A 21,928-nucleotide genomic window follows, 5' to 3' on the forward strand; every position below is an offset into this window, starting at 1 on the left:
GCCACGGTGGCGATGGTGATCCCGATCGCCGGCCAGCTCGCCCTCGGCCTGGATCAGCCCCACTGGCCTTCATCTATGCCGTTTTGTTCGGCGCCAGCCAGAGCTTCCTGAGCCCCGTCGGTTACCAGACCAACCTGATGGTGTTCGGGCCAGGCCGCTACCGCTTTCTCGACATCCCCCCGTTATGGACTGCCGCTCACCGTGATCATGACCCTGCTCGTTCCTCTGCTGATCTGCCGGCACTTCAATCTCTGAAGCTGCCGTGCCAGCATCGGCGCTGCCGAATCGGATCCACCGATCGACGCGGCCCGATTCAGCCTCCTGCGGCTAACCCTTCCCTCAACCGTTTCCCTCGTCTTCCGCCATGACCCTGCAACTCGGCGACACCGTGCCCGACTTCACCCAGAACTCCCAGCTGGGACCGATCAATCTCTACGACTTCGCCGGCGACAGCTGGGTGGTGCTGTTCTCCCACCCAGCCGACTACACCCCTGTGTGCACCACCGAACTCGGTGAGGTGTCGCGGCTCCGCCCCGAATGGGAGAAGCGCAATGTCAAGACCATCGCCCTGAGTGTGGATTCCGCTGAAAGCCACAAGGGCTGGATATGCGACATCAACGAGACGCAGAACACGACCGTGGATTATCCGATCCTCGCCGACGAGGACAAGAAGGTGGCAGATCTCTACGGGATGATCCACCCCAATGCGCTCAACAATCTGACGGTTCGCTCGGTGTTCATCATCGACCCNAACAAGAAGCTGCGCCTGCAGATCACCTACCCNGCCAGCACCGGCCGCAACTTCGACGAGATCCTCAGGGTGATCGATTCCCTGCAGCTCACTGACAACCACCAGGTGGCCACTCCGGTGAACTGGAAGGACGGCGACGATTGTGTGGTGGTTCCCTCGATCCCCACCGATGAAGCCCGCGGCAAGTTCCCCAAGGGCGTCACCGAGATCAAGCCCTATCTGCGCATGACCCCGCAGCCCAACCGCTGATCCGGCTATCATCCGCGACGATAGGAGATTGTCTTTGTGGTTAACAGGTGCTGTGATTTCAGGCACCATCATTAGGAAGTGTATCTGTCAAGCTGAATCTGTTCTTGATCGGACCTTGATCGGAACAGGGTAGGGACCCAAGGGGATGGCCATCGCTGTCCCCTTTTTNNCTGGAGAGCTGAAGATGATGGGAGTGAGAGTTGCACTGCACCCCTGATCCAGAAAGCTGCAGATGATGCACTATCAAATCGGTTTGCGCTGACGGCGAACCACCACCCGGAAGGCAATATGACCAGGGCCAATCTGCTTGATCAACGCGTCTCGTGCTTCGTGACGCAATTCTTCCAGAGAAGCCGCCGTGATGACAACAGTTGAGTTTGCAGTTGTTGCTTCTAGCAAGCCAGGCTCATCTCGACATACCTGGAAGATCACTTCGCGCACTGGNCTGATCATTCTCTGAATCGATGCTGGCCTTTCGGCTGGATGGCGTAAAGCAGACCAGGCACATTGATGTGGCTCTCTCGGCTCATAGATATGTGAGCCTGACTACCTTCCCTAGCCATAGAAAACACCATGAACCAGCCAGCGCCGCAGCAAGCCAGATCCAACCATGGACGCTAAAGCTCATGATGCCCCNNAGAAAGGCACTGATGTTGCAGCCGTAGGAGATGAAGCCGCCGAAGCCCATCAGCAATCCCCCACCAATCTGCCGCACGTTTCGCCAGGGGTTTGCGTGGATGGTCTGGATCCGCATGCTCTCCGCGGGCGGCCGCTGATACGAGGCCCTCGCCGCAATGGCCCCATAGATCACGGCGAGATCAGCCACCACAGCATCGTGCCGGATCCAGTTCCAGGGACTGCTCAGGAGTGCGGCCCGTGTTGGCTCTGACCAGAACACTGCGCCGGCGGGATTCCAGCCGAGCATCTTTGCGGTGTGTGCACCCGTCAGAGCCAGCCCCCAGAGCACTTTCCAGGGTTCCCCACTGACAATCAGCATCAGAAGCATCCCAACACCCAGTAACAAGGGAGGGCCCAACCACCTGGCCAAGGATTCTGGGCTTCTCGGCGCTTCATTCGGAGTTTCCGGCCAACTGGCCACGCCAAGCCCCAGCAACAGCGCCAGCACACCAAGTTGAATGCCAACCGCCATCCAGAGCGGAACAGCATCGGTGAGCACCAGGGGTGGCAATCCCTCGGGAGTAACAGCTTCGATGAGTGGACGCTGCAGAGATCCCGCGAAGACTCCGGCAATCAGGCCCGCAAGGATCCAGGCAAAACCACCATTTCGAGCTCCCGCTGAGGCCAGGGTGCCACTGCCGCAGCGACCGGCCATCTGCATGCCTACCCCAAAGACAAACGCCCCCCCAACCAGGCTCCAGCGCAGCGGTGCCCGCGATAACTTGAGGCTCAGGGCGAACGGCTCGGGCAGTGCCAGGAGGATGGCAGTCCCCAGCACCAGGATGATCATCAGCATGGCGATGCGATACACGCCGCTGGCATCCCCCCGGGTGACCAGCCTTCGAATCGGCTCTGTGAATCCGAAGCGGAACTGCACCAGAGCGAACCCGATGCCGCAGCCAACCACCCAGACCAAGCCTGTGCTGAGATCGCCAGCCCCCNAGCCCACGCCCAGCAGCAGGGCGAACACCACCCAGATCAGCCGCCGGACCTTCACGGCCTGCCCTTGGCTTTGGGTGCATCGCTGCTGCCGCTGTCACAAGCCAGAACCGCCATGGGCACCATGNCGTTCCAGCACAGCATTCCAGTCAGCAACAGCAGCACAGCGTGCATGGCGCGGCTCATGGCTGATCAGTTCTTGACAGCCGATGCACCGGGCCCGGTCTGCACAGGGTGCTGGGTTGCGCTGTATTCGGTCCAGGATCCCTCATAGATGCGAACGTTTGGATATCCCAGCAGGTGCTTGAGCACGATGTACTGCAGGCTGGCTTCACGACCGGTGCTGCACGACACGATCACTGTTTTCTCTGGCGTGACACCGTGGCTTGCAAAGAGTTTTCGCAATGCTTCCACTGATTTGAGCTTGTGGGGATTCTTGAGTGCCTCATCTGGATTGTTGGCCTCTGTGACTGATTGCCAGGTGATATTGATGGCTCCGGGTATGTGGCCGTTGCGAATGAAGGTCTGTTCAGTGCCTTCAAACAGCCCTTTCGGTCGTGGATCCACGATCACCACATCCGGGCGGCCCACCAGGGGAAGCAACTCCTGCAGGCCGATCGCGAGTCCGGGCGTCGTGGTGGGCTTGAACGTGCCGAACCTGTAGCTGGGGAAGACCTTCGTGACCGGGGCTCCGGAGGCTTTGTAGGCGCTGAAGCCCCCATCCAGGATGCCCACCTTGCTCACTCCGCTCTTCTCAAGGATGTAAGCCACCAGGGAGGCGCCCAGCACATTGGTGCCGTCCGAGTACACCAGCACCTTGTCACGGTTGGAAATCCCAGCTCTGCTCAGCAGATTGGCCAGATCACCAGCGGGCCAGATCTGAAAGGGCAGCTTGCCGTTCGGTCCCCGAAACGCCTGCTCGGATAGGTGTACGGCATTGGGCAGATGGCCACTGATGTAGTCGAGCGGCGGCACGGGGCGCACATCCAGGATTTTCCACTGCCCGCTCTGGGCTGCTGAGGAGGCTTCGGCGGGCGAGAGAAGGTTGATTTCGGTTCTGGCGTTGGCCGGCAAGGCAGCGCTGATGGGCGAGAGGACGGTGATGGCCAGGGCGCTGGTTCCCGCCAGGAACCAGCGACGCGAGAACGACATCCGAACCATTGGTGCTTATCCCGATTGGAATATGTCACAAAACTAATGAGTCAGTCCGCCCTGCCCATGTGACCCTTGACACCTAGTGCCGTGCCTACTGCAACACGCTCTCGTGGATTGGTATCGCCCATAGGAAGTCGCGATAGAGGTCGGTGCTCAGGTAACACTCGCCGGAATCAGGCAGCACGACCACGATGGTCTTGCCGGTATAGGCCTCCTCGCGGGCCAGCCGCAGCGCTGCCGTGGTGGCGGCGCCGCAGGAGATGCCGGCCAGGATGCCCTCCTCCCGAGCCAGGCGTTGCGCCATGGCGATGGCGTCGATATCGGTCACAGTCTCCACGCGGTCGACCAGCGCCAGATCGAGATTGGCCGGCACGAAACCGGCACCGATGCCCTGGATCTTGTGGGGACCGGGCCTGAGTTCCTCGCCGGCGCGGGTCTGGCTGATCACCGGACTGCTGGCCGGTTCCACCGCCACCGAGACGAGCGGCTGGCCGAGGGTCTGCTTGATGTAGCGGCTCACGCCGGTGATCGTGCCGCCGGTGCCCACCCCCGCCACCAGCACATCCACCTGGCCCTCGCTGTCGTCCCAGATCTCCGGGCCGGTGGTGTCGTGGTGGATCCGGGGATTGGCGGGGTTGGCGAACTGCTGCAGCAGCACGTAGCGGTCGGGATCGGAGGCCACCATCTCATTGGCGGCACCGATCGCTCCCGCCATGCCCAGCCGCCCCTCGGTGAGCACCAGATGGGCGCCGTAGGCGGTGAGCAGCTTGCGCCGTTCCAGGCTCATCGTCTCCGGCATGGTGAGGGTGAGCGGGATGCCGCGCGACGCCGCCACGAAGGCCAGGGCGATGCCGGTATTGCCGCTGGTGGGTTCCACCAGTTCCTTGCCGGGGCCGAGCAGGCCGTCCTGCTCCGCCTGCCAGATCATTGCCGCTCCGATCCGGCACTTCACCGAGAAGGCCGGATTGCGGCCCTCGATCTTGGCCAGCACCCGCGCCTTGCATCCCTGGGTCACCCGGTTGAGTTGCACCAGGGGTGTCCGGCCGATCGTGAGGCTGTTGTCGGCGAAGATGGTGCTCATGGGAATCAGCAAATCAAGGCAGGAAAAAACCCCCGAAGAAAGCTCCGGGGGCTATACGGCTCAGGCGCTGTGCCTGGTCATTGGGTTGGGCTGATGCGATGTGACGCGGGTGGCCTGTAGCAGGAGTTGTTGAATCCGGCCTGCTTCGGAGCTGGTCAGAGTGAGGAAGAGATCCTGGCGGTCGCTGATCTCCAGCTCGCCGTCGAGCTCCCAGTGAAGGCACCAGGGGGGCGAGAAGGAGCTCATGGCAATTTCGGGATCAAGAGATCTCCTCCGCCAACCGCCACCAGCTGGCCATCCAGTCGGAACCGGCTGAGCAGCTTGGTGACCGTGACGCGCGTGAGACCGCACAATTCGGCCAGAGCGCGGTGGGTGAGATTGAGTTCATTCAGTGACAACCGGCAACCTCGGCTGCTGAGCTGACCATGTCGGCGGCGATCCAGGTGAGCAGCGACATCAGCCGATGCTCAGCGATCGGATGCGTTGGATGGTGAGCAACTCTGCCAGCATCTGGCGCTCACGGCGCAGATGCTGGTGCTGATCGTCTGGATTGAGCTCGATGTGCTCCACCACAACTGTGGTGAGGCACTGCAGTTCCATCGGTTGCAGGGCTGGGTCTTCTGAGCTGATCACATCGTTCGGGCCCCACAGGCCCAGCGTGATGCTCTCACCTTCCGCGTCCCAGGTCGCAGAGCGTACGTAGCCCTCCAGGAGGCGCCAGCTCATCGCCTCAGGAAGCACATCCTGGGGGTGAAGCGTGAGTCGCAAGGGACGCTTGAGCAGTGAAGTGGTCATGGTGTCGGCGGGCGTGGGGCGGATCTGCAGCAGCAGGAAGCAGGACAAACCGAGGCATTCGACAACAGGTGGCCATGGGGCGCGAGCAACTGATCAGGATTATGCACCTACCGATGGGAATACCGGTATTCTCAGGCACACAACAGGGCTTCCCATTGGCCCTGCGGCGCGGCCATGCCTGATGGAGTCGGAATCCAGGCGGGGGGCTCAGATGTAAAACATGGGCTGGGGTTGCCTGAGGTTCTCCCGCTCCTGCACCAGCTGCGCCAGGCTGGTCTGGGCCAGGACCTCGCTGCGGGCCTGATCTGCCCGCTGAGCCAGGGCCTTCAGGGCCAGAAAGCCTGGGTCCTCCCGGTTGCCTGGTGCTCGCTGGTGCTCTCGCCCTCAAGGCAGGTCTCTACCTCGGCGATGCTGATCTGCTCTGGGGAGCGGGTGAGCTGGAACCCTCCGTGGGGGCCGCGCACGCTCTTGAGAAACCCACCTTTGCGCAGGGCTGTGAGCATCTGCTCGAGGTAGCGCTCGGGGATGCCATGGTTGCGGCTGATTTCCCGCGTCTGCAGCAGGCCCCCGGAGACATGAGCCGCGGCCAGGTCCAGCAACGCCACAAGCCCATACTCCGTTTTTGCGCTAAATCCCATCTCCCTACCGGTAAACCGTCCCATTCTTGCAGGCAAAGAACGGCGCCTGCCGGGGAATGGGGCCTGCCCATGTGCCTGAGAGCACATCGGCAAGGCCGGAGACGCGGTACCTTCACGCAGTTCTCGATCGAGAAACCGTGAATTCTATTTCGTTCGCTTCTGCCAGGTCCCGCCGGGTTGTGCTCGTGGGTCTGGCTGCCGTGCCGTTGGCGCTCGCTTCGGCCGCAACCCTTGGCACGCCCCTGGTGCAGGCCCAGCAGCCGCCCCAGCCCCAGACCATCACGCTGGTCTCCTATGCCGTGACAAAAGCGGCTTACGACAAGATCTTTCCCCTGTTCGCCGCAGACTGGAAGAAAAAGACCGGCCAGACCGTGACTTTCAAGGGCAGCTACGGCGGCTCCGGCTCCCAGACCCGTGCGGTGATCGACGGTCTCGAGGCCGATGTGGTGAGCCTGGCCATGGCCGCCGACGTGAGCAAGATCCAGCAGGCGGGCCTGATCAAGCCGGGCTGGGAGAAGGAGAACCCCAACAACTCCACCCCGATCAACTCCACGGTTGCCGTGTTCGTGCGGCCGGGCAATCCCAAGAAGATCAACAGCTGGAAGGATCTCGACAACAAGAATGTGGATGTGGTGCTTGCCAATCCCAAGACATCCGGCGGCGCCCGCTGGAACTTCCTGGCTCTCTGGGGAGCCATCACCCGCACGGGTGGATCGGAGGCCCAGGCGCGCAGCTTCATCACCGGGGTCTACAAGAATGCCGATGTGCTGCCCAAGGACGCCCGCGAAGCCACCGACTTCTTCATCAAGCGCAAGCAGGGCGATGTCCTTCTGAACTGGGAGACCGAGGCGATCCTGGCCAGGCGCAAAGGGGAGTGGACCACCCCCTACAAGCTGTTCAGTCCCAACGTGCTCACCGAGCAACCGGTCACGGTGGTAGACAAGGTGGTCGACAAGCGCGGCACCCGCAAGGTGGCCGAGGCCTTTGTCAAGTTCCTGTACACTCCCGCTGCCCAGAAGATTTTGTCGACAACGGCTTCCGTCCGGTGACGCCAGAGGGAAAGGCCTATGCCCGCGGCAAATTCCAGAATCTCGAATTCTTCAAGGTGGGTGATTTCGGCGGCTGGTCCGGCATCGACAAGAAGTTCTTCGGCAAGGGCGGGTCTGGGAGCAGATCTTCTCCAAGACCCGCTGACGGCCAACGCCTCACACGCATCCAGGCCCTGGCCGCCAGCCAGGGCTTTTTCATGGCGCTCGCCACCCCTGAGAGGCCGACCCATCAAGGATGCTAAGATCAAGACCTATTTCCGACCGGCTATTGTGACAATCTACGCTCATCGCATCCTGGCCTTCCCTCTTGCCCTTGGAGGGGCTCTCCTGTTGGCATCCTGCGCGGGGCCAGGCTCCCAGTCCTCTGCTCCGAAGGGGGCGGCCGACCGTCAGGAGCTTCTGCTGGTGAGCTACGCCGTGACGAAGGGGGCCTATGCGCGGATTCTGCCCCGCTTTGTGGACAGCTGGAGAGCCAAAACCGGCCAGGAGCTCACGATCAAGACCAGTTACGGCGGATCTGGCAGTCAGGCCCGTGCCGTCATCGATGGCCTTGACGCCGATGTGGTGACCCTTGCGCTCTCGGCTGACGTGCTGAAGCTTGAAGAAGCCGGTCTCGTGGATGCCGGCTGGGAGCAGGAACTGCCCAACAGGAGCATCATCACCAACTCCACAGTGGCGTTTCTGACCCGGCCTGGTAATCCCAAGGGCATTCGCTCCTGGGCTGACCTCACCAAGCCCGGCGTCACGGTGGTGACGGCCAACCCCAAAACCTCCGGCGGTGCCCGCTGGAACTTCCTGGGGCTCTGGGGCTCGGTCACCCAGACCGGTGGCAGTGAGCAGCAGGCGGAGGCCTATGTGACCAGCGTCTACAGGAACGTTGAAAATCTCCCCAAGGATGCTCGCGAGGCCTCGGATGTGTTCCTCAAGCGCGACCAGGGTGATGTGCTACTCAACTACGAGAATGAGGCTCTTCTCGCTACTAAGACGGGTGATCTAAAAGCCCCATTTGTGGTGCCTGAATTGAATATCCGCATCGAAGGTCCCGTTGCCGTCGTTGACAAGGTGGTGGATCGCAAGGCACCCGCAAGGCTGCTGAAGCTCTGGCCCAGTATCTCTACACCGAAGAGGCCCAGGAGATCTTTGCCGAGGAGGGATTCCGGCCCACCAACCCTGCTGTGTGGCAGCGGGTGAAGGATCGCTTTGCTCCAGTGAAGCGCTTGTTCTCGGTGGAGGATTTCGGCGGCTGGAAGGTTGTGAACAAGACCTTCTTCGGCGACGGTGGCATCTGGGACCGCCTCTTTGCCAAGACCCGCTGAACAGGTTATGTGTGAACTGCTCGCCCTCAATGCCAACACCCCCACCGACATGGGCTTCTCCTTCAGGGGGCTCAGCCGCCGTGGCGGTGCGACCGGTGAGCACGCCGATGGCTGGGGGCTGGCCAGCTTCAGCAGCGATGGCCATGGTCTAACTGTCGTCAGGGAGGACGCCCCAGCAGCGTTTTCAGCTCTGGCCGATCAACTGGCCCACCGCTCCCCGACGGCCCTGGTGTCGATCGCGCACATCCGCAAGGCCACCCAAGGGGTTGTGGCGCTCGAGAACTGCCATCCTTTCTCTCGCACCTGGCAGGACCAGACCTGGGTGTTCGCCCATAACGGCGACCTGAGTGGAGACATCCCTCTGGGCGATCGCTACCGGCCGTTCGGCTCCACCGACAGTGAGGCAGCTTTCTGCTGGATCCTGGAGCAACTCGATCAAGTCAGTCCTGATCCCGAGGATCGCGGGGCCCTGTTCGCGCTGCTGCACCACTGCGCCGGGGAACTGGCCCGGCGGGGCACCTTCAATGCCCTGATCAGCAATGGTCGCTGGTTATTTGCCACGGCCACCACTCGCCTGCATTGGCTCACGCGCCGGGCGCCGTTCCGCAGCGCCACCCTTGCCGATGTGCCGTTGCAGGTGGATTTCGCCGCGCTCACCACCCCTTCAGACGTGGTGACAATCCTCAGCACCGAACCGCTCACCACCGATGAGCACTGGCAAGCCTTCGAGCCCGGTGAGTCGATGCTGCTCGTGGATGGGGAAATCCACCGGCGCCGACGCGGCGAGCTGGCCATCACGGTCGCAACAGGAATGTCAGCCCTACCGCCAGGCCCAGCAGGACGACCACAGCCCGAAGCTGTGCCGGGCTGACGCGGCTGGCCAGTCGCCCCCCAGCAGCCCGCCGAGTGAAGACCCCAGTGCCATCACGATGGTTGCAGACCAGTCGAGCCTGCCGGACGCCACGAACAGCAGTGCCGCCGCCAGGTTCACCTGCAGGGCCAGGCCCTGTTTGAGGCCGTTCAGGCGGGTGAGGCTGTCGTTGAGCAGCACGGCTAGCACCGCAAGCAGGATCACGCTCAGGCCAGCGCCGAAGTAGCCGCCGTAGATCGAGACCAGAAACACCGGCAGCGTTGCGGCGCTCTCCAGCCCGTGCCGGTTCAGGGGGTTCTGCTTCGCCAGCAGCCATCCGCGCAGCGGCTCCTGCAATGCGAGCAGCCCGGTGCCCAGCAGGATCAGCCATGGCACCAGCATGTCGAAGATCGCTTCGCCACTCCGCAGCAGCAGCACGGCGCCCAGGAGCTCCCAGGGCCGCTGGCGGCAACAGCAGAAGGGCCCGCCCCCGCTGGCCCGCCAGATCGCGCCGCTGAGCAAGAGCGGCGCCGCCATATCCGGGCAGCAAGGCCACGGTGTTGGTCAGGTTGGCCGTGACTGCAGGCAGGCCCACGGCGGTGAGCACTGGAAAGCTGATCAGGGAACCTCCGCCGGCGATCGCATTCACCAGCCCGGCGGCGATTGCCGCTCCACTGATCACGAACAAACTGGCAGCACTGAGGCCGGTCTGCATCAAGTGTCAGCCATGATCGGAGTGCAGCAACAAACCGCTCACCAGGGCGATGACTCCCACCCCCACAAAGAGCGAGGGATGACTGCCCAATATAACTGCCAACCAGGTTCCCAGGGCGACAACCAGCCAGGGGCTCCGGCGAGGCCAGCGATCGAAGGGGTAAGTGTGTCGGAGCTGATTGTTGTGACCCCTTGCCTTCCGATGATCCATGCCGCCGTGATGGGTGGGCTCAACTGATGAGCCTTGAAGATGAGGCGATTGAAATGGCCCAACTCTTCATCTCTGGCCGCTTCTTGATATTTCTAGACAGCCAGGATGGGCTAGTGGGGTGGCTGGCGTTACAGCGGCTTGTGCCCCGGCCACGCCTTCCTGGATTTGGCTCTGCACCTTGACGCTGAGACGTTGGTGGGCTTCAGGGGAAGGCTTGCGTAATGCCAACGCCCCTGGTGACGCGGCCAGAGTCAACCGTTGACGAAGACCCGCCGAGGTTGTCGCCAGATCAAACGGAACCAAGACCCCCTGGATGGCTGTGGAGCAGGTGCTTGGGAGTTCACCCTCACGACCCAGTCAGCCCCCCAGCTTCCAGATTCCCTGCTCGATGCACACCAGGGTGATCACGATCCCGATCGAGTGTCTCCGCAGTACTACTCGATCGGGAGAGTTGTTCAGCCTGCTCGGCACAAGGGTCGCGATGCGCATCAGCTTCTGGCCCAGCGTATGAGTCGAGCATCATTCTTACAACGATGTTGACGGCTTGCCGAGAGAGGTCGCGGCCTGGATCGCCAGTAAGCCACCCCAACAGGTCGCTGCCGTAAACACGTATTGATAGCCTGCCTGGCATAGGCGATTGCCAAGGTCCTGGGCCGGCATCCACCCTTCTGCCAGGCAAATCAATGGTGTTTCTTGATCAGGAATCATGTTGTTGATGCTCATGCTTGTATCACTGGGGGTCAGTTGAAGCGTATTTCTAAGCTGAGCGCTGACTGGCGTAGCCATTCTTCTACCACCACGATGGCGCCTTCGAGTGCCAGCCGTCTCAGTTCGAGTGCGCCAACGCTGTGGCACTGCCCAGATAGCACTCGTGTGGCATCGCTGTCGTTGTTGTGCGAGACATGTTCAGGCAAGTTCATCGTTGATCTGAAACTCGTGTTCCTGTAAGCATCGCCGAATGGCTGAGATCTCGATGTGCTCAGAGGCATTGATGGTTGTGCCGCCGCTCACCGGCCCCTCCTCGTCAGCCAGCCAGGATCTGAATACATGCGTATGTCGCTCGGAATACCGTACTATATGGCCGATCGGGTCATGATCGGCCCATGCCGATTGATGAGATCTTCGCTGCCATGGCTTCCGACCGTGTCCCACCCCCACCCCCTCCACCGAGGACGCCTGCGTCCGTGTCCGCGGAGGATCTTGCGCAGCTCTCCGTGTTGCCGGGAGTCTGCCTTGTGGATGTTCGGCCGCGCCGCCTTTACCATCGCAGCCATGTTCCCGGCAGCCATTCCATCCCTGCAGGTCTGCTCCTGGCCGGTGAGCTTCCGGAAGGCGACTTGGTGCTGATCGGGGATGATTCCGCCGAGACGGAGGCGGTGATCACCCGTCTCCACGAGCTGGGCTACAGCCGCCGTATCCGCTACCTCAATGGTGGCTATCCAGCCTGGGTAGCCCTCCACCCCGCTGGAGAGACCCGGCCCTGGAGCCTGGGCCTTGCTGATCCCCGCCAGTTGCTCGGAGGGCCGGCCCTGTTGATCGCTGCTGGCCTCACCCAGTCTCTCGGGCTGCTGGGGCTGGGCCTGGTGGTGTTGCTGGGCCCGTGGGCCCTGGCCAGGAGCCGTGCCTGAGCCCACAAGGATTCCGGGCGGCTGGCGTGTGGGCGATCCCGCTGGCCAGCGCCGCTTTCAGGCTCTGGCGGGACTGGATCCATTGCTGCTTGAGAGCGGCGAGAGTCTGCCAGATGTGAGCCTGGCCTACGAAGCCTGGGGCACTCTCAACGCCGAGCGATCCAACGCTGTGCTGCTGCTCCACGGCTTTTCCGGGGATAGCCATGCCAGTGGCCCTGCCGGCCCCGGCCATCGCTCGGAGGGCTGGTGGAACGGCCTGATCGGTCCAGGTCGAGCGATTGACACCGACCGACTGTATGTCCTCTGCCCGAATGTGCTGGGTGGTTGCCAGGGATCCACCGGCCCCTCCAGCCTCGCGCCTGACGGCAGGCCCTATGGGTCCCGCTTCCCCTCCCTGTCGATCCGCGACTTGGTGGCGGCCGAACAACGCTGGGCCGATGCTCTCGGCATCGAGCACTGGCATGCGGTGATCGGGGGATCGCTGGGCGGGATGCGGGCCATGGAGTGGGCCATCGCTGCACCAACACGCTTGGATCGCCTGGTGCTCCTTGCCACCACCGCCGCCTGCACGCCGGAGAACCGTGCCTTTCACAGCACCCAGATTCAGGCGATTGAGCTCGATCCAGCCTTCTGCGGTGGTGATTACTACGGCGATCCTGGCGGTGGGCCAGTGCGAGGGTTGTCGCTTGCACGAACGATTGCCAGGTTGACGTATGGCTGTGAACGGGAACTCGAACGTCTCTCCCGACAACAACACGCTCACGATATCTGCCTTTTTCTTCAGCAGGATGCAGAGCACTTGACCTGTCGCTTCGATGCTAATAGCTATGTTCTCCTCACCAATGCCATGAGCAATCATGATGTTGGCCGCGGCAGGGGTGGCATCGCAAAAGCTCTCGCTGGGGTCCAAGCCCGAACAAGGGTTGTGTCGATCAGCTCTGATCGCCTGTTCCCTCCCCATCAACAGCTTCTATTGGCTCAGTGCCTCCATGCCGGCGTCACGTTTACATCAATAGAGTCGCATCTTGGACATGATGGTTTTCTGTTCGAGCAGGGTCCGCTGGATCCCATACTGCGACAGTCGCTTGGCTGAAGGATGATCAAGGAGGTTGTTCAATACGGCCATCCTGATTCCGGCCACAAGGCCTGATCCTGTGCAGGCTTCACGCGTGATTGTCTTGCAACGACTGGGCAGTTCGCAGATCTGCAACCAGCTGCTCGTGAGTGGTTGAATGCAATGAAGGATCCGCGTTTGGCAGCCGTGTAGAAGTACTCACCCTGGCACTCTTGGCGTCGACGCTGTCCGCCGCTGGGCATGGCTGGCATGGAGCTCCCGCGCGGAATGGGGAAGCGGGGCGATTCCACCGATCACACGGAACAGCCGCCGTGTGGCGCCCGCTACTGGGGGGCCTCGAAGGCTGTGTGGTTTGAACCACACCACCGTCACTGGAGCTGGAGCTAGCAAGGTCAATATCCCCATGCACCTTCATGGTCGTTGCTCAGGATCATTGGCCTGCGGCTCTGGATCAGGCGCTCCCCCCCTTCGACGACAACAGCCTGGCGATCGGCCATACCCCCTTGGTGCGGCTGAACCGTGTGCTGGGCCCCCTGGCACGCGCCACGGTCTACGCCAAGGTCGAGGGCCGCAACCCCGCCTATTCGGTGAAGTGCCGCATCGGTGCGGCGATGATCTGGCAGGCCGAGCAGGACGGTCTGCTCGGTCCGGGCAAGGAGATTGTCGAGCCCACCAGCGGCAACACCGGCATCGCCCTGGCCTTCGTGGCGGCGTCGCGCGGCATCCCGCTCACCCTCACCATGCCTGAGACGATGAGCCTGGAGCGGCGCAAGCTGCTGGCCGCCTTCGGCGCGCACCTGGTGCTCACGGAGGGTGCCAAGGGGATGCCAGGTGCGATCGCCAAGCTCAGGAAATCGCCGGCTCCGATCCCGACCGCTACGTGCTGCTGCAGCAGTTCGCCAATCCCGCCAATCCCCGCATCCATCACGACACCACAGGTCCTGAAATCTGGGCTTCCACCGCGGGACGTTTCGATGTGCTGGTGGCGGGTGTGGGCACCGGCGGCACGATCACCGGCGTGAGCCGCTACATCAAGCAGACCCTCGGCCGGCCGCTCGTCTCGGTGGCGGTGGAGCCCCTGGAGAGTCCGGTGATCAGCCAGACGCTGGCGGGGCAGCCCGTTCAGCCTGCCCCCACAGGATTCAGGGCATCGGCGCCGGCTTCGTGCCGTCCAACCTCGATCTCTCCCTTGTGGATCGGGTCGAGCAGGTGAATAGCGCCGAAGCCATGGATGTTGCCCGCCGCCTGATGCGGCAGGAGGGCATCCTGGCTGGCATTTCCAGCGGCGCTGCGGTGGCGGTGGCCTCACGCCTGGCCTGCGAAGAGGCCTTCGCCGGTCAGACGATCGTGGTGGTCTTGCCCGATTCCGGTGAGCGGTATCTCAGCACAGCTCTCTTTGAGGGGGTGTTCAATGACCAGGGACTGGTCCCTTGAATCAGGAGGGATGGGATCTGGCGGCGGTGGTCAGCCAGTTGCGGGAGTTCAGAGATCGTTGTCGGGGAGATGGCCGTACCTCCCCCCATCCGATGCCGCTGCCATCGCGGCAGGTGCTTACAGCTGTCGTCGACGACCTGGCGGCCGCCCTGTTTCCACAGCGCCTCGCCCTGCAGGCTGTCCGTCAGCCCGGCCAGGCCCTTCCCCAGGACAGCACGGACTATTTCGTGGGACACACCCTCGATACGTGCCTGCGCAGACTGCGCGACCAGATCCGGATCGAGCTCGCCACCCGGCTTGCGAGTCCAGGTGGGGAGGCAGGGATCGCTCACAGCAACGACATTCCGGCCGTCACAGGCTCTTCCCCGCGTCAGCTTCCCCAGGAGATTGAGCGTGATGCCTATGGAATCACGCGAGCTTTCGCCATGCAGCTACCTGCCATTCGTCGATTGTTGGATTCAGATATCGATGCGGCTTACCGGGGAGATCCGGCTGCACTGAGCCTGGATGAGGTCTTGGTGTGCTACCCGGGCGTGAAAGCGATCACTTCCCACCGCTTTGCCCATGCGCTGCATGGATTGGGCGCACCATTGGTGGCACGGATCATTGCGGAGAGTGCCCATTCCGCTACTGGCGTGGATATCCATCCCGGTGCGGTGATCGGTGAGAGTTTCTTTTTGTGACCATGGCACCGGTGTGGTCATTGGTGGGACAGCTGTGATTGGCAAGCGTGTTCGCCTTTATCAGGCTGTCACGCTGGGTGCGAAATCGTTTCCGAAGGATGAGAAGGGCTACCTGGTGAAGGGAGTTCCACGCCATCCGATCGTGGAGGATGATGTGGTGATCTATGCCGGTGCCACGATTCTCGGCCGCGTCACGATCGGCAGGGGTGCTCAGATCGGAGGCAATGTCTGGCTGACCACCAGTGTCCCTCCGGAAACCACGGTCACGCAAGCCGCGCTCATCTCTGAGACGTTTGGTGAAGGCGGAGGCATCTGATTATTGGCACGGAGTCGTCATGCATAGAATGCATTTAGTTGCACGGAGTCTCTCGCCAGCTGGATGCTCAAGGCATGGGCGTAATGACGCCATCTGCCGTGGTGATGATCACCCTGATCGCCCAGTTGCGCCATTCGGTGTCTGCCCATTGATCGGCTCCCATTCCATGCTGCCCGCCCGTTACTGGTTGTCGAGGCTCGCCGTCCAAGTCGTTGGAACGCATGGCTTGTGACCTCCCATGGTTTGAGCTGATCGATCGACCTGTTTTCCCTCTTCTGCACCCATGACCGAATCCACTGCCACCCATCTGGCCCTCAGTGATGGGGCGGCTCGCCAGTTGGCGAATGCCACCAAAACGGTCCCGCAGCTTGCCTCGATCTCACCGCGTTGGCTGGTGCCCATGCTGTCGTGGGTGGGGGTCGAGGCCGGCATCTACCGCGTCAACAAGGTTCGTGATGAATCCCGCGTTCTCACGGCCTGCTCGCAGCGTGATGAGCGCGATCTGCCCGAGACCTTCGTCGACTACGAGCAACAACCACGTGAGTACTTTCTCAGCGCGGTCACCACGACTGTGGATATTCACACCCGAGTATCCGATCTCTACAGCAGCCCTCATGACCAGATCGAGCAGCAGCTTCGACTGACGATTGAGACAATCAAGGAGCGCCAGGAAAATGAATTGATTAACAATGCTGAGTACGGTCTCGTCCATAATGTTGCCAGCGGACAGCGTCTCAAGTCGATCAGCGGTCCACCAACCCCGGATGACCTCGATGAGCTGATCAGCAGGGTCTGGAAGCAACCCTCATTCTTCCTGGCCCATCCCCGCACGATCGCTGCCTTTGGTCGCGAATGCACACGCCGTGGCGTTCCGCCGCCGACCGTCAACCTCTATGGCTCTCAGTTCGTGACCTGGCGAGGGTTGCCGCTGATCCCAAGCGACAAGCTGAAGATTGCTAACGGCCGCTCTTCCATCCTGCTGCTGCGCACCGGCGAAGCAAGGCAGGGTGTTGTAGGGCTCTACCAGCCGAATCTTCCCGGAGAGAAGAGCATGGGGCTCTCTGTCAAATTCATGGGAATCAGCCGCAAGGCGATCGCGTCTTATCTGATTTCGCTGTACTGCTCAGTCGCAGTCCTGACGGAAGACGCCATCGGCATGCTTGAGGACGTTGAGATTGAGAAGTATCACCACTATGCCCATGAGTACCGTTGACCCCCGCGATCCGTTTGCGCTTGAGCTCGAGCCGGAACAGCTCGATCCATCCCTGGGCGCTCCCCATGGTCTGCCCTTGGGTTTCCCCGATCTGGCGGAGCTGACGGGTATGGCGCAGCGACTGTTCGGTGACTTCGGTGCTGATCACCTGCCGGCAAGCGGCGATGCAGCCGCTGCTGCCTTCCCCGCTGCCGAAGGGTTCATCCCAGTGGTCCCCCCCTGGACATCGCGCCCCACCTGTTCGATCCCGCCTCTTCGCTGCGGCTCGATGCAGCCCAGCTCGACCCCGGTCGCCCTGAGAAGGCACGCGCTGGGGTGCCTTGGCATGACCCACCAGCCGCGCCACAACCCCTGGACCCTGACTACCTGCGGCGGCATTTTCCGATCCTGCAGGAGACCATCAGCGGCCATCCCCTGGTCTGGCTGGATAACGGCGCCACGACCCAGAAGCCTCAGGTGGTGATCGATCGCCTTCAGCAGTTCTACCGGCACGAAAACTCCAACATCCACCGCGGCGCCCACACACTTGCAGCGCGTGCCACGGATGCCTACGAACAGGCCCGCTCCGTGGTCGCACGGTTTCTGCATGCCTCCCGGAGCGAGGAGATCGTTTTTGTTCGCGGTGCCACCGAGGCCATCAATCTGGTGGCCCAGTCCTGGGGGCGGCGTCAGATCGAGGCCGGCGATGAGATCGTGATCACCGAGCTGGAGCACCACGCCAACATCGTGCCCTGGCAGCAGCTGGTCCAGGAGAAGGGCGCCAGACTGCGTGTGGCCCCAGTGGATGCCTCGGGCCAGGTGATCCTCGAGGAGTATGAGCGGCTGTTTTCCTCCCGCACTCGGCTGGCCGCTTTCACCCAGGTCTCCAATGCCTTGGGCACGATCACACCGATTGAGCCGATGATCGCGATTGCGCACCGCCATGGCGCCAGGGTGCTCGTTGATGGGGCCCAGGGCATCGCCCATATGCCACTCGATGTGCAGGCATTGGATGTCGACTTCTATGTGTTCTCGGGCCACAAGATCTATGCGCCCACGGGTATCGGCGTGCTCTTCGGCAAGCGTGATCTGTTGGAAGCCATGCCGCCCTGGCAGGGCGGCGGCAACATGATCCGTGATGTGAGCTTCGAGCGCACGCAGTTCCAGGATCCGCCCCACCGTTTTGAGGCTGGTACTGGCAATATCGCCGATGCGGTCGGCCTGGCATCTGCGCTCGAGTATGTCAGCCGTATTGGCATGCCTGCGATCGAAAGGGCGGAGCAGGAGCTGCTGGCGTACGCCACGCCCCGACTCCTGGAGATTCCTGGACTTCGGCTGTTCGGCTGCGCCGCGCATAAGGCCGGCGTGCTCTCCTTCACCATCGACGGACACCCCCCGGAGGCGGTGGGCTCCGCTCTCAACCGGCTGGGCATCGCCGTGCGGGCTGGCCATCATTGCGCCCAGCCGATTCTGCGGCGTTTCGGGGTGGAGAGCACGGTGCGGGCCACCCTCGCCCTCTACACACCCGTGGTGATGTGGATGCGCTGGTGGCAGGTCTGCGGGCGATCGTCGGCCATGGTCCGACCCTGGCGCCCTGAGCCATCGATGCACCGTCCAGGATCACGCAAGTGTTCAGCTCTGCCGGATCCAGCGAGCAGCCCCGGCTTCCCTCACAGGAGGGGACCGGGGTGAAGGGTGAGTGGGGGTCTTGCGAGTTGGGTCGGATGCTGAACCGGCAGGCAGCTCAAGCTGACTGAAGATCGAGCTGGCGCTCCTTTGCGAAGAACCGCTTCCGCCAGGCCTCACCCTTATTCACCCAGATCCAATGCTCGCCATTGAGACGGTCGGCGTAGTAGCTCAGCTGTTCCAAAGTGATCTCATAACCGTGCTGCGCCGCAATCTCCAGAATCGCCTCGGGTGTCTGAACCCTGCGAAGCTTCTCCTGGATTTCGGTGCTGAATGATGCCAGTGCGGCGAACAGATAGAACTGGTCGGATGCCATGGCTGTGAAACTATCGTGAGCAGCCAAGATTATTCCGTCTATCGACCACCTGGAGTGGTTGTATTGACTTGGCCTTTGGAGCCTGGGAACACGCATCTGTGATCTGAATCCAGACTTCTGAGGTTGTTCTCCTGCAAGGTAAGAAGGCCTGAGGTGTGTCTCGATACAGGCTCCTGTTGTTTCCGAGCGGCTGATCACCCAAGGCAGGACGGTCGCCGACGTCCGCCGCGTCATCGAGGTGACGCAGCCGACCTGCCACCTCTGGCGGCAGCAGTAGGGTGGCAAGCTGGCGGAGGAGGCCAGGCGTATTGCGTCGTCGATCGCCACATGCACCTTCTCGTGGCAGGCGCCACGGGAACTGCCTTGACGGTGGTTGCCCATGATCCGCCACTGCCGTTACCGGGCATGAGTGCAAAGGGAAAGCCACATGTAGGCAGGGCGCAGGCTGATCCCGGCGGNTGCTGGCGGAGCCCGATGGCGCCTTCTACGCCCTGCTGCGCCTGCGCCCCGACGCCGCGGCTGGCCTCACGGGCGACACGCTGATGCGGCGGCTGGTGCTGGAGCACCGGGTGGCGGCGGTGTGTGGCGAGAGCTTCGGCCTCGATGCGCAGCGCCAGGGACCGGTGCTGCGGCTGAGCTACGGCCTGCTGGGCCTGCCGAGCTGGACGATGCCCTCGGGCGGCTGTTCACGGGGATCCGGACCCTGCTGGGCGCACCGCACCCCAGCGCCCCATGAATGGCCAGCGCACGCGCAGGGCAGCCGAGCCGTGCTCGGGCCAGAGGGGTGTGAGCTCGGCGGCCAGGGCGGGCAGCGGATCGGTGCCGGCCTCTCGGCTGCGCTGCACGGCCGACCAGGTGCCGATGTGGGCCAGCAGCTCGGCCAGGCTCCAGTGCCGCTCGATCCACAGATCCCGGGGGAACGGCCACTCCTGGCCGGGAAACGGCAGGCCGGCATAGCTCTGCTCCACCCAGCGGCGCTCGGCCGGCCACCAGGGCGCCAGGGTGTGGTGATGGAAGGCGTCGAGGCGGCGCTGCAACGCTTCCGCCTCGATCCGCAGGGGCAGATAGCCGATCCAGGCCAGAGTCGCTCCGGGGCGGCACGCCCGCCGCACCTCGGCGTTGAAGGCTTCACCGGCGAACCAGTGCACCGCCGCCGCCACCAGCACCCCATCCACGCTGGCGGCGGCCAGGCCGCTGGCGGCGGCGGCTGCCTGCCGGTAGTGGATCAGAGGGTGGAGCGTGGCGGCGGCCAGCTGGGCTGCGCTGGCATCGGTGGCGATCACGCGCACGCCGCGGCGGGCCAGATCCAACGAGGCCTGGCCGCTGCCGCAGCCGCAGTCCCACACCAGCGGGTTGGCCGGCAGTCGCTGCAGGAAGGCCTCGAAGAAGGCGGCCGGATAGGTGAGCCGGTGGCGGGCGTAGGCCGCGGCCACGGCGCCGAACAGGGCGCTGGCTTCAGGCATGGCAGGCTTCAGGCATGGGGGGCGGCCCGGCGCTGCAGGATCAGCATGCGGTTGTGGGCCGGCATGCCGACCTCGGCGATCGGTTCGAGTCCGAGATCCCTGGCCTGCTCCCCCAGGGCGATCGCGTCGCGCACCCCCATGGCGGGATCGATGCTGCGCAGGTGGGCGTCGAAGGCGGCATTGCTGGGGGCGTTGTGCACGCCGCCGTCGTGGAACGGTCCGTAGAGGAGCAGCAGGCCACCCGGCCGCAGCACCTGGCTGCTGCCGGCCAGCAGCTCGGGCAGCGCCGCAGCCGGCAGGATGTGGCAGGTGTTGGCGCTGAACACGGCATCGAAAGGCCCGCGGGGCCACTGCTCGGGGCGGCGCACATCCAGCTCCAGCGGCTCATCCAGCCGGGATCCCCGCGCCAGGCCGGTGGGATCCAGGCCCGCCAGGGCGACGGCCAGATCCACCAGCGCCTCGGCCCGTTCACTGGGCTGCCAGGTGAGTCCGGCGATCTGCCGGCAGAAGTACCCGGCATGCTGACCGCTGCCCGATCCCACCTCCAGCACCCGGGCCGGCGGCTCCAGCCACTGCTGGAGCACCGCCAGGATCGGTGCCTTGTTGCGCTCGCAGGCAGCGGAGAAGAGCACGCGTCGAGAGCGGTCCGGTGCGGCCATCATGGGATCGGTCTGCCGGGCGCCTGCCCTGGATCGATGGGTTCGTTCTCTCTCTGCGGTTCTCTCGCCGGTTCGGCTCGATCCTGCCGCTGGCCGCTGGCGCTGGCCGCAGCCGTGCTGCTGGTCAGCGGCTTGCAGGCCTGCGGCCCCGTCTATGGCGCGAAGGCGGCCGCCTCGCCCCCCTGCTGCTTGCCAGCCCAGCACGGCTCCACGGCCTGAGTCTCAGCCGTCGAGACCGGCCCGCAAGGCGGCGCAGAAGCGGCCGGCGGCCTCCGCCACCGGCTGGCCTGTTTCACTGGCGGCCGCCATCTCCTTCACCAGGGCACTGCCCACGATGGCGCCGTCGGCGCCCCACTGGCGCACCTGCCGGGCCTGCTCAGGGCCGGCGATGCCGAAGCCCACGGCCACCGGGGTGGGCCCCAGGCCCTTCAGCTGCCCCACCAGGCTTCCACCCGGGATTCCAGGGCGGTGCGCACCCCCGTCACGCCGGTAACGCTCACCAGGTAGGTGAAGCCGCGGCTGGCCTGGTGGATGCGGGCCATGCGCTCCGCCGGGGTGGTGGGCGCCACCAGCAGCACCAGGTCGAGGCCGGCGGCAGCGGCGATGCCGGAGAGCTTCTCGGCCTCCTCCAGCGGCAGATCCGGCACCACCAGCCGGCGGCACCGGCGGCGGCGGCGGCGGCGCAGAAGCGCTCCATGCCGCGGTTGAGCAGGGGGTTGCTGTAGGTGAACAGCACCACCGGGATGGTGAGCTCACCCCTGAGCGAGCCGAGCATCTCCAGCACGGCGGCCGGGGTGGTGCCCGCCGCCAGGGCGCGACTGGCGGCGGCCTGGATCACNGGGCCGTCGGCGAGGGGATCGCTGTAGGGGATGCCCAGCTCGATCAGGTCGGCACCGTTGGCCTGCAGAGCCAGCAGGGCGGCCCGGGTGCTGGCCAGATCGGGATCGCCCGCCATCAGAAAGGGCATCAGGGCGCAGCGGTGCTGGCTGCGCAGCAGATCGAAGCGCTGCTGGATCGGAGTGGCGGTGGCGGTCACAGCAGGGCTCAGGC

At 63.6% G+C, this 21,928-nt stretch carries 22 protein-coding genes and 6 pseudogenes; 14 read left to right on the forward strand and 14 right to left on the reverse strand.

Annotated elements, in window-relative coordinates; genetic code table 11:
* Nucleotides 1-255: pseudogene (locus tag SYNGFB01_RS15205) on the forward strand (SLC13 family permease); the annotation flags it as partial.
* Between the two features lie 109 nt (nt 256-364).
* Nucleotides 365-1,000: a peroxiredoxin gene (locus tag SYNGFB01_RS03290; protein WP_048016921.1), complete on the forward strand. Its 636-nt coding sequence runs from the start codon at nt 365-367 to the stop codon at nt 998-1,000.
* A 243-nt stretch (nt 1,001-1,243) separates the two neighbouring features.
* On the opposite strand, the gene SYNGFB01_RS14035 is transcribed toward SYNGFB01_RS03290, so the two are convergent.
* From SYNGFB01_RS14035 to SYNGFB01_RS03320, 8 genes are all read right to left on the reverse strand, one after another.
* The gene (locus SYNGFB01_RS14035; protein WP_072061538.1) at nt 1,244-1,441 is read right to left on the reverse strand and encodes a hypothetical protein; all 198 of its coding nucleotides are present in this window, start codon (nt 1,439-1,441) and stop codon (nt 1,244-1,246) included.
* A gap of 85 nt (nt 1,442-1,526) precedes the next feature.
* On the reverse strand, nt 1,527-2,651 hold the full coding sequence (locus SYNGFB01_RS03295) for a YeeE/YedE thiosulfate transporter family protein (RefSeq protein ID WP_235299893.1): 1,125 nt from the start codon (nt 2,649-2,651) through the stop codon (nt 1,527-1,529).
* A 158-nt stretch (nt 2,652-2,809) separates the two neighbouring features.
* Nucleotides 2,810-3,769, reverse strand: a complete 960-nt coding sequence (locus SYNGFB01_RS03300) for a sulfurtransferase (RefSeq protein ID WP_048016923.1) — start codon at nt 3,767-3,769, stop codon at nt 2,810-2,812.
* 94 nt (nt 3,770-3,863) lie between these two features.
* Nucleotides 3,864-4,853: a cysteine synthase A gene (gene cysK, locus SYNGFB01_RS03305; protein WP_048016943.1), complete on the reverse strand. Its 990-nt coding sequence runs from the start codon at nt 4,851-4,853 to the stop codon at nt 3,864-3,866.
* Nucleotides 4,854-4,913: 60 nt separating this feature from the next.
* Nucleotides 4,914-5,099, reverse strand: a complete 186-nt coding sequence (locus SYNGFB01_RS03310; RefSeq protein ID WP_048016924.1) for a hypothetical protein — start codon at nt 5,097-5,099, stop codon at nt 4,914-4,916.
* Nucleotides 5,096-5,251: a helix-turn-helix domain-containing protein gene (locus tag SYNGFB01_RS16175; RefSeq protein WP_161795835.1), complete on the reverse strand. Its 156-nt coding sequence runs from the start codon at nt 5,249-5,251 to the stop codon at nt 5,096-5,098. Before SYNGFB01_RS16175 ends, SYNGFB01_RS03310 begins: the two co-directional genes overlap by 4 nt.
* Before the next feature lie 58 nt (nt 5,252-5,309).
* Nucleotides 5,310-5,696: a hypothetical protein gene (locus SYNGFB01_RS12350; protein WP_053068298.1), complete on the reverse strand. Its 387-nt coding sequence runs from the start codon at nt 5,694-5,696 to the stop codon at nt 5,310-5,312.
* Between the two features lie 278 nt (nt 5,697-5,974).
* Nucleotides 5,975-6,253, reverse strand: a complete 279-nt coding sequence (locus SYNGFB01_RS03320; protein ID WP_161795836.1) for an Rrf2 family transcriptional regulator — start codon at nt 6,251-6,253, stop codon at nt 5,975-5,977.
* Nucleotides 6,254-6,465: 212 nt separating this feature from the next.
* Between SYNGFB01_RS03320 and SYNGFB01_RS03325 the strand changes: the two genes are divergently transcribed.
* The 4 genes from SYNGFB01_RS03325 to SYNGFB01_RS03335 all read left to right on the forward strand — a co-directional run bounded on the left by SYNGFB01_RS03325 (nt 6,466) and on the right by SYNGFB01_RS03335 (nt 9,522).
* Nucleotides 6,466-7,335: a sulfate ABC transporter substrate-binding protein gene (locus SYNGFB01_RS03325; protein WP_072061533.1), complete on the forward strand. Its 870-nt coding sequence runs from the start codon at nt 6,466-6,468 to the stop codon at nt 7,333-7,335.
* Nucleotides 7,336-7,605: 270 nt separating this feature from the next.
* Nucleotides 7,606-8,526, forward strand: a complete 921-nt coding sequence (locus SYNGFB01_RS03330) for a sulfate ABC transporter substrate-binding protein (RefSeq protein ID WP_235299895.1) — start codon at nt 7,606-7,608, stop codon at nt 8,524-8,526.
* Nucleotides 8,523-8,651, forward strand: a complete 129-nt coding sequence (locus tag SYNGFB01_RS15845; protein WP_255347524.1) for a hypothetical protein — start codon at nt 8,523-8,525, stop codon at nt 8,649-8,651. Before SYNGFB01_RS03330 ends, SYNGFB01_RS15845 begins: the two co-directional genes overlap by 4 nt.
* A 7-nt stretch (nt 8,652-8,658) precedes the next feature.
* Nucleotides 8,659-9,522 carry a class II glutamine amidotransferase gene (locus tag SYNGFB01_RS03335; protein ID WP_053068300.1) on the forward strand — a complete coding sequence of 288 codons (864 nt, stop codon included), beginning with the start codon at nt 8,659-8,661 and terminating at the stop codon, nt 9,520-9,522.
* On the opposite strand, the pseudogene SYNGFB01_RS16180 reads toward SYNGFB01_RS03335, so the two are convergent.
* Nucleotides 9,472-10,216 (reverse strand): annotated as a pseudogene (locus SYNGFB01_RS16180) (sulfite exporter TauE/SafE family protein). The gene SYNGFB01_RS03335 and the pseudogene SYNGFB01_RS16180 sit on opposite strands and share 51 nt — an antisense overlap.
* A 1,340-nt stretch (nt 10,217-11,556) precedes the next feature.
* Here SYNGFB01_RS16180 and SYNGFB01_RS03345 point away from each other — a divergent pair.
* The 5 genes and pseudogenes from SYNGFB01_RS03345 to epsC all read left to right on the forward strand — a co-directional run bounded on the left by SYNGFB01_RS03345 (nt 11,557) and on the right by epsC (nt 15,562).
* Nucleotides 11,557-12,054, forward strand: coding sequence for a rhodanese-like domain-containing protein (locus SYNGFB01_RS03345; protein WP_235299896.1), 498 nt, complete (start codon nt 11,557-11,559; stop codon nt 12,052-12,054).
* On the forward strand, nt 12,047-13,147 hold the full coding sequence (locus SYNGFB01_RS12925; RefSeq protein WP_072061535.1) for a homoserine O-acetyltransferase: 1,101 nt from the start codon (nt 12,047-12,049) through the stop codon (nt 13,145-13,147). Before SYNGFB01_RS03345 ends, SYNGFB01_RS12925 begins: the two co-directional genes overlap by 8 nt.
* Before the next feature lie 395 nt (nt 13,148-13,542).
* Nucleotides 13,543-13,896, forward strand: a pseudogene (locus tag SYNGFB01_RS15850) (pyridoxal-phosphate dependent enzyme); the annotation flags it as partial.
* Nucleotides 13,897-14,009: 113 nt separating this feature from the next.
* Nucleotides 14,010-14,563, forward strand: a pseudogene (locus SYNGFB01_RS15855) (pyridoxal-phosphate dependent enzyme).
* Nucleotides 14,560-15,562 (forward strand): annotated as a pseudogene (epsC, locus tag SYNGFB01_RS16185) (serine O-acetyltransferase EpsC). The pseudogenes SYNGFB01_RS15855 and epsC overlap by 4 nt, the downstream one beginning before the upstream one ends.
* A 67-nt stretch (nt 15,563-15,629) precedes the next feature.
* Here epsC and SYNGFB01_RS14485 read toward each other — a convergent pair.
* Nucleotides 15,630-15,785 (reverse strand): hypothetical protein, encoded by a 156-nt coding sequence (locus SYNGFB01_RS14485; protein ID WP_161795838.1) that lies wholly within the window; start codon nt 15,783-15,785, stop codon nt 15,630-15,632.
* Between the two features lie 60 nt (nt 15,786-15,845).
* Here SYNGFB01_RS14485 and SYNGFB01_RS03360 point away from each other — a divergent pair, with 60 nt between their 5' ends.
* Together SYNGFB01_RS03360 and SYNGFB01_RS03365 are read left to right on the forward strand one after the other, a co-directional pair.
* Nucleotides 15,846-16,775 (forward strand): family 2A encapsulin nanocompartment shell protein, encoded by a 930-nt coding sequence (locus SYNGFB01_RS03360; RefSeq protein WP_048016926.1) that lies wholly within the window; start codon nt 15,846-15,848, stop codon nt 16,773-16,775.
* 315 nt (nt 16,776-17,090) lie between these two features.
* Complete coding sequence (locus SYNGFB01_RS03365; RefSeq protein ID WP_235299899.1) at nt 17,091-18,446, forward strand: cysteine desulfurase; 1,356 nt, start codon at nt 17,091-17,093, stop codon at nt 18,444-18,446.
* A gap of 52 nt (nt 18,447-18,498) precedes the next feature.
* On the opposite strand, the gene SYNGFB01_RS14490 is transcribed toward SYNGFB01_RS03365, so the two are convergent.
* The 3 genes from SYNGFB01_RS14490 to SYNGFB01_RS03380 all read right to left on the reverse strand — a co-directional run bounded on the left by SYNGFB01_RS14490 (nt 18,499) and on the right by SYNGFB01_RS03380 (nt 20,851).
* The gene (locus tag SYNGFB01_RS14490; RefSeq protein WP_048016927.1) at nt 18,499-18,756 is read right to left on the reverse strand and encodes a Nif11-like leader peptide family natural product precursor; all 258 of its coding nucleotides are present in this window, start codon (nt 18,754-18,756) and stop codon (nt 18,499-18,501) included.
* Nucleotides 18,757-19,442: 686 nt separating this feature from the next.
* Nucleotides 19,443-20,219 (reverse strand): class I SAM-dependent methyltransferase, encoded by a 777-nt coding sequence (locus tag SYNGFB01_RS03375; RefSeq protein ID WP_048016928.1) that lies wholly within the window; start codon nt 20,217-20,219, stop codon nt 19,443-19,445.
* An 8-nt stretch (nt 20,220-20,227) separates the two neighbouring features.
* Nucleotides 20,228-20,851: a DUF938 domain-containing protein gene (locus SYNGFB01_RS03380; RefSeq protein ID WP_235299900.1), complete on the reverse strand. Its 624-nt coding sequence runs from the start codon at nt 20,849-20,851 to the stop codon at nt 20,228-20,230.
* 63 nt (nt 20,852-20,914) lie between these two features.
* Between SYNGFB01_RS03380 and SYNGFB01_RS03385 the strand changes: the two genes are divergently transcribed.
* On the forward strand, nt 20,915-21,097 hold the full coding sequence (locus SYNGFB01_RS03385) for a hypothetical protein (RefSeq protein WP_048016929.1): 183 nt from the start codon (nt 20,915-20,917) through the stop codon (nt 21,095-21,097).
* A gap of 3 nt (nt 21,098-21,100) precedes the next feature.
* Here SYNGFB01_RS03385 and trpA read toward each other — a convergent pair.
* Nucleotides 21,101-21,845: pseudogene (gene trpA, locus SYNGFB01_RS03390) on the reverse strand (tryptophan synthase subunit alpha).
* Nucleotides 21,846-21,928: the final 83 nt, after the last annotated feature.

Origin of the sequence: Synechococcus sp. GFB01 (assembly GCF_001039265.1) — a bacterium.
Taxonomy (GTDB): domain Bacteria; phylum Cyanobacteriota; class Cyanobacteriia; order PCC-6307; family Cyanobiaceae; genus NIES-981.

Excerpts from the sequence above, each read along its gene's own strand:
- SYNGFB01_RS14485 (WP_161795838.1), bottom strand. The coding sequence starts at position 15,785 with ATGCGTTCCAACGACTTGGACGGCGAGCCTCGACAACCAGTAACGGGC.
- SYNGFB01_RS03375 (WP_048016928.1), bottom strand. The coding sequence starts at position 20,219 with ATGCCTGAAGCCAGCGCCCTGTTCGGCGCCGTGGCCGCGGCCTACGCC.
- SYNGFB01_RS03335 (WP_053068300.1), top strand. The coding sequence starts at position 8,659 with ATGTGTGAACTGCTCGCCCTCAATGCCAACACCCCCACCGACATGGGC.
- SYNGFB01_RS14490 (WP_048016927.1), bottom strand. The coding sequence starts at position 18,756 with ATGGCATCCGACCAGTTCTATCTGTTCGCCGCACTGGCATCATTCAGC.
- SYNGFB01_RS03345 (WP_235299896.1), top strand. The coding sequence starts at position 11,557 with ATGGCTTCCGACCGTGTCCCACCCCCACCCCCTCCACCGAGGACGCCT.
- SYNGFB01_RS03385 (WP_048016929.1), top strand. The coding sequence starts at position 20,915 with ATGGGTTCGTTCTCTCTCTGCGGTTCTCTCGCCGGTTCGGCTCGATCC.
- SYNGFB01_RS03360 (WP_048016926.1), top strand. The coding sequence starts at position 15,846 with ATGACCGAATCCACTGCCACCCATCTGGCCCTCAGTGATGGGGCGGCT.
- SYNGFB01_RS03310 (WP_048016924.1), bottom strand. The coding sequence starts at position 5,099 with ATGAGCTCCTTCTCGCCCCCCTGGTGCCTTCACTGGGAGCTCGACGGC.
- SYNGFB01_RS03300 (WP_048016923.1), bottom strand. The coding sequence starts at position 3,769 with ATGTCGTTCTCGCGTCGCTGGTTCCTGGCGGGAACCAGCGCCCTGGCC.
- cysK (WP_048016943.1), bottom strand. The coding sequence starts at position 4,853 with ATGAGCACCATCTTCGCCGACAACAGCCTCACGATCGGCCGGACACCC.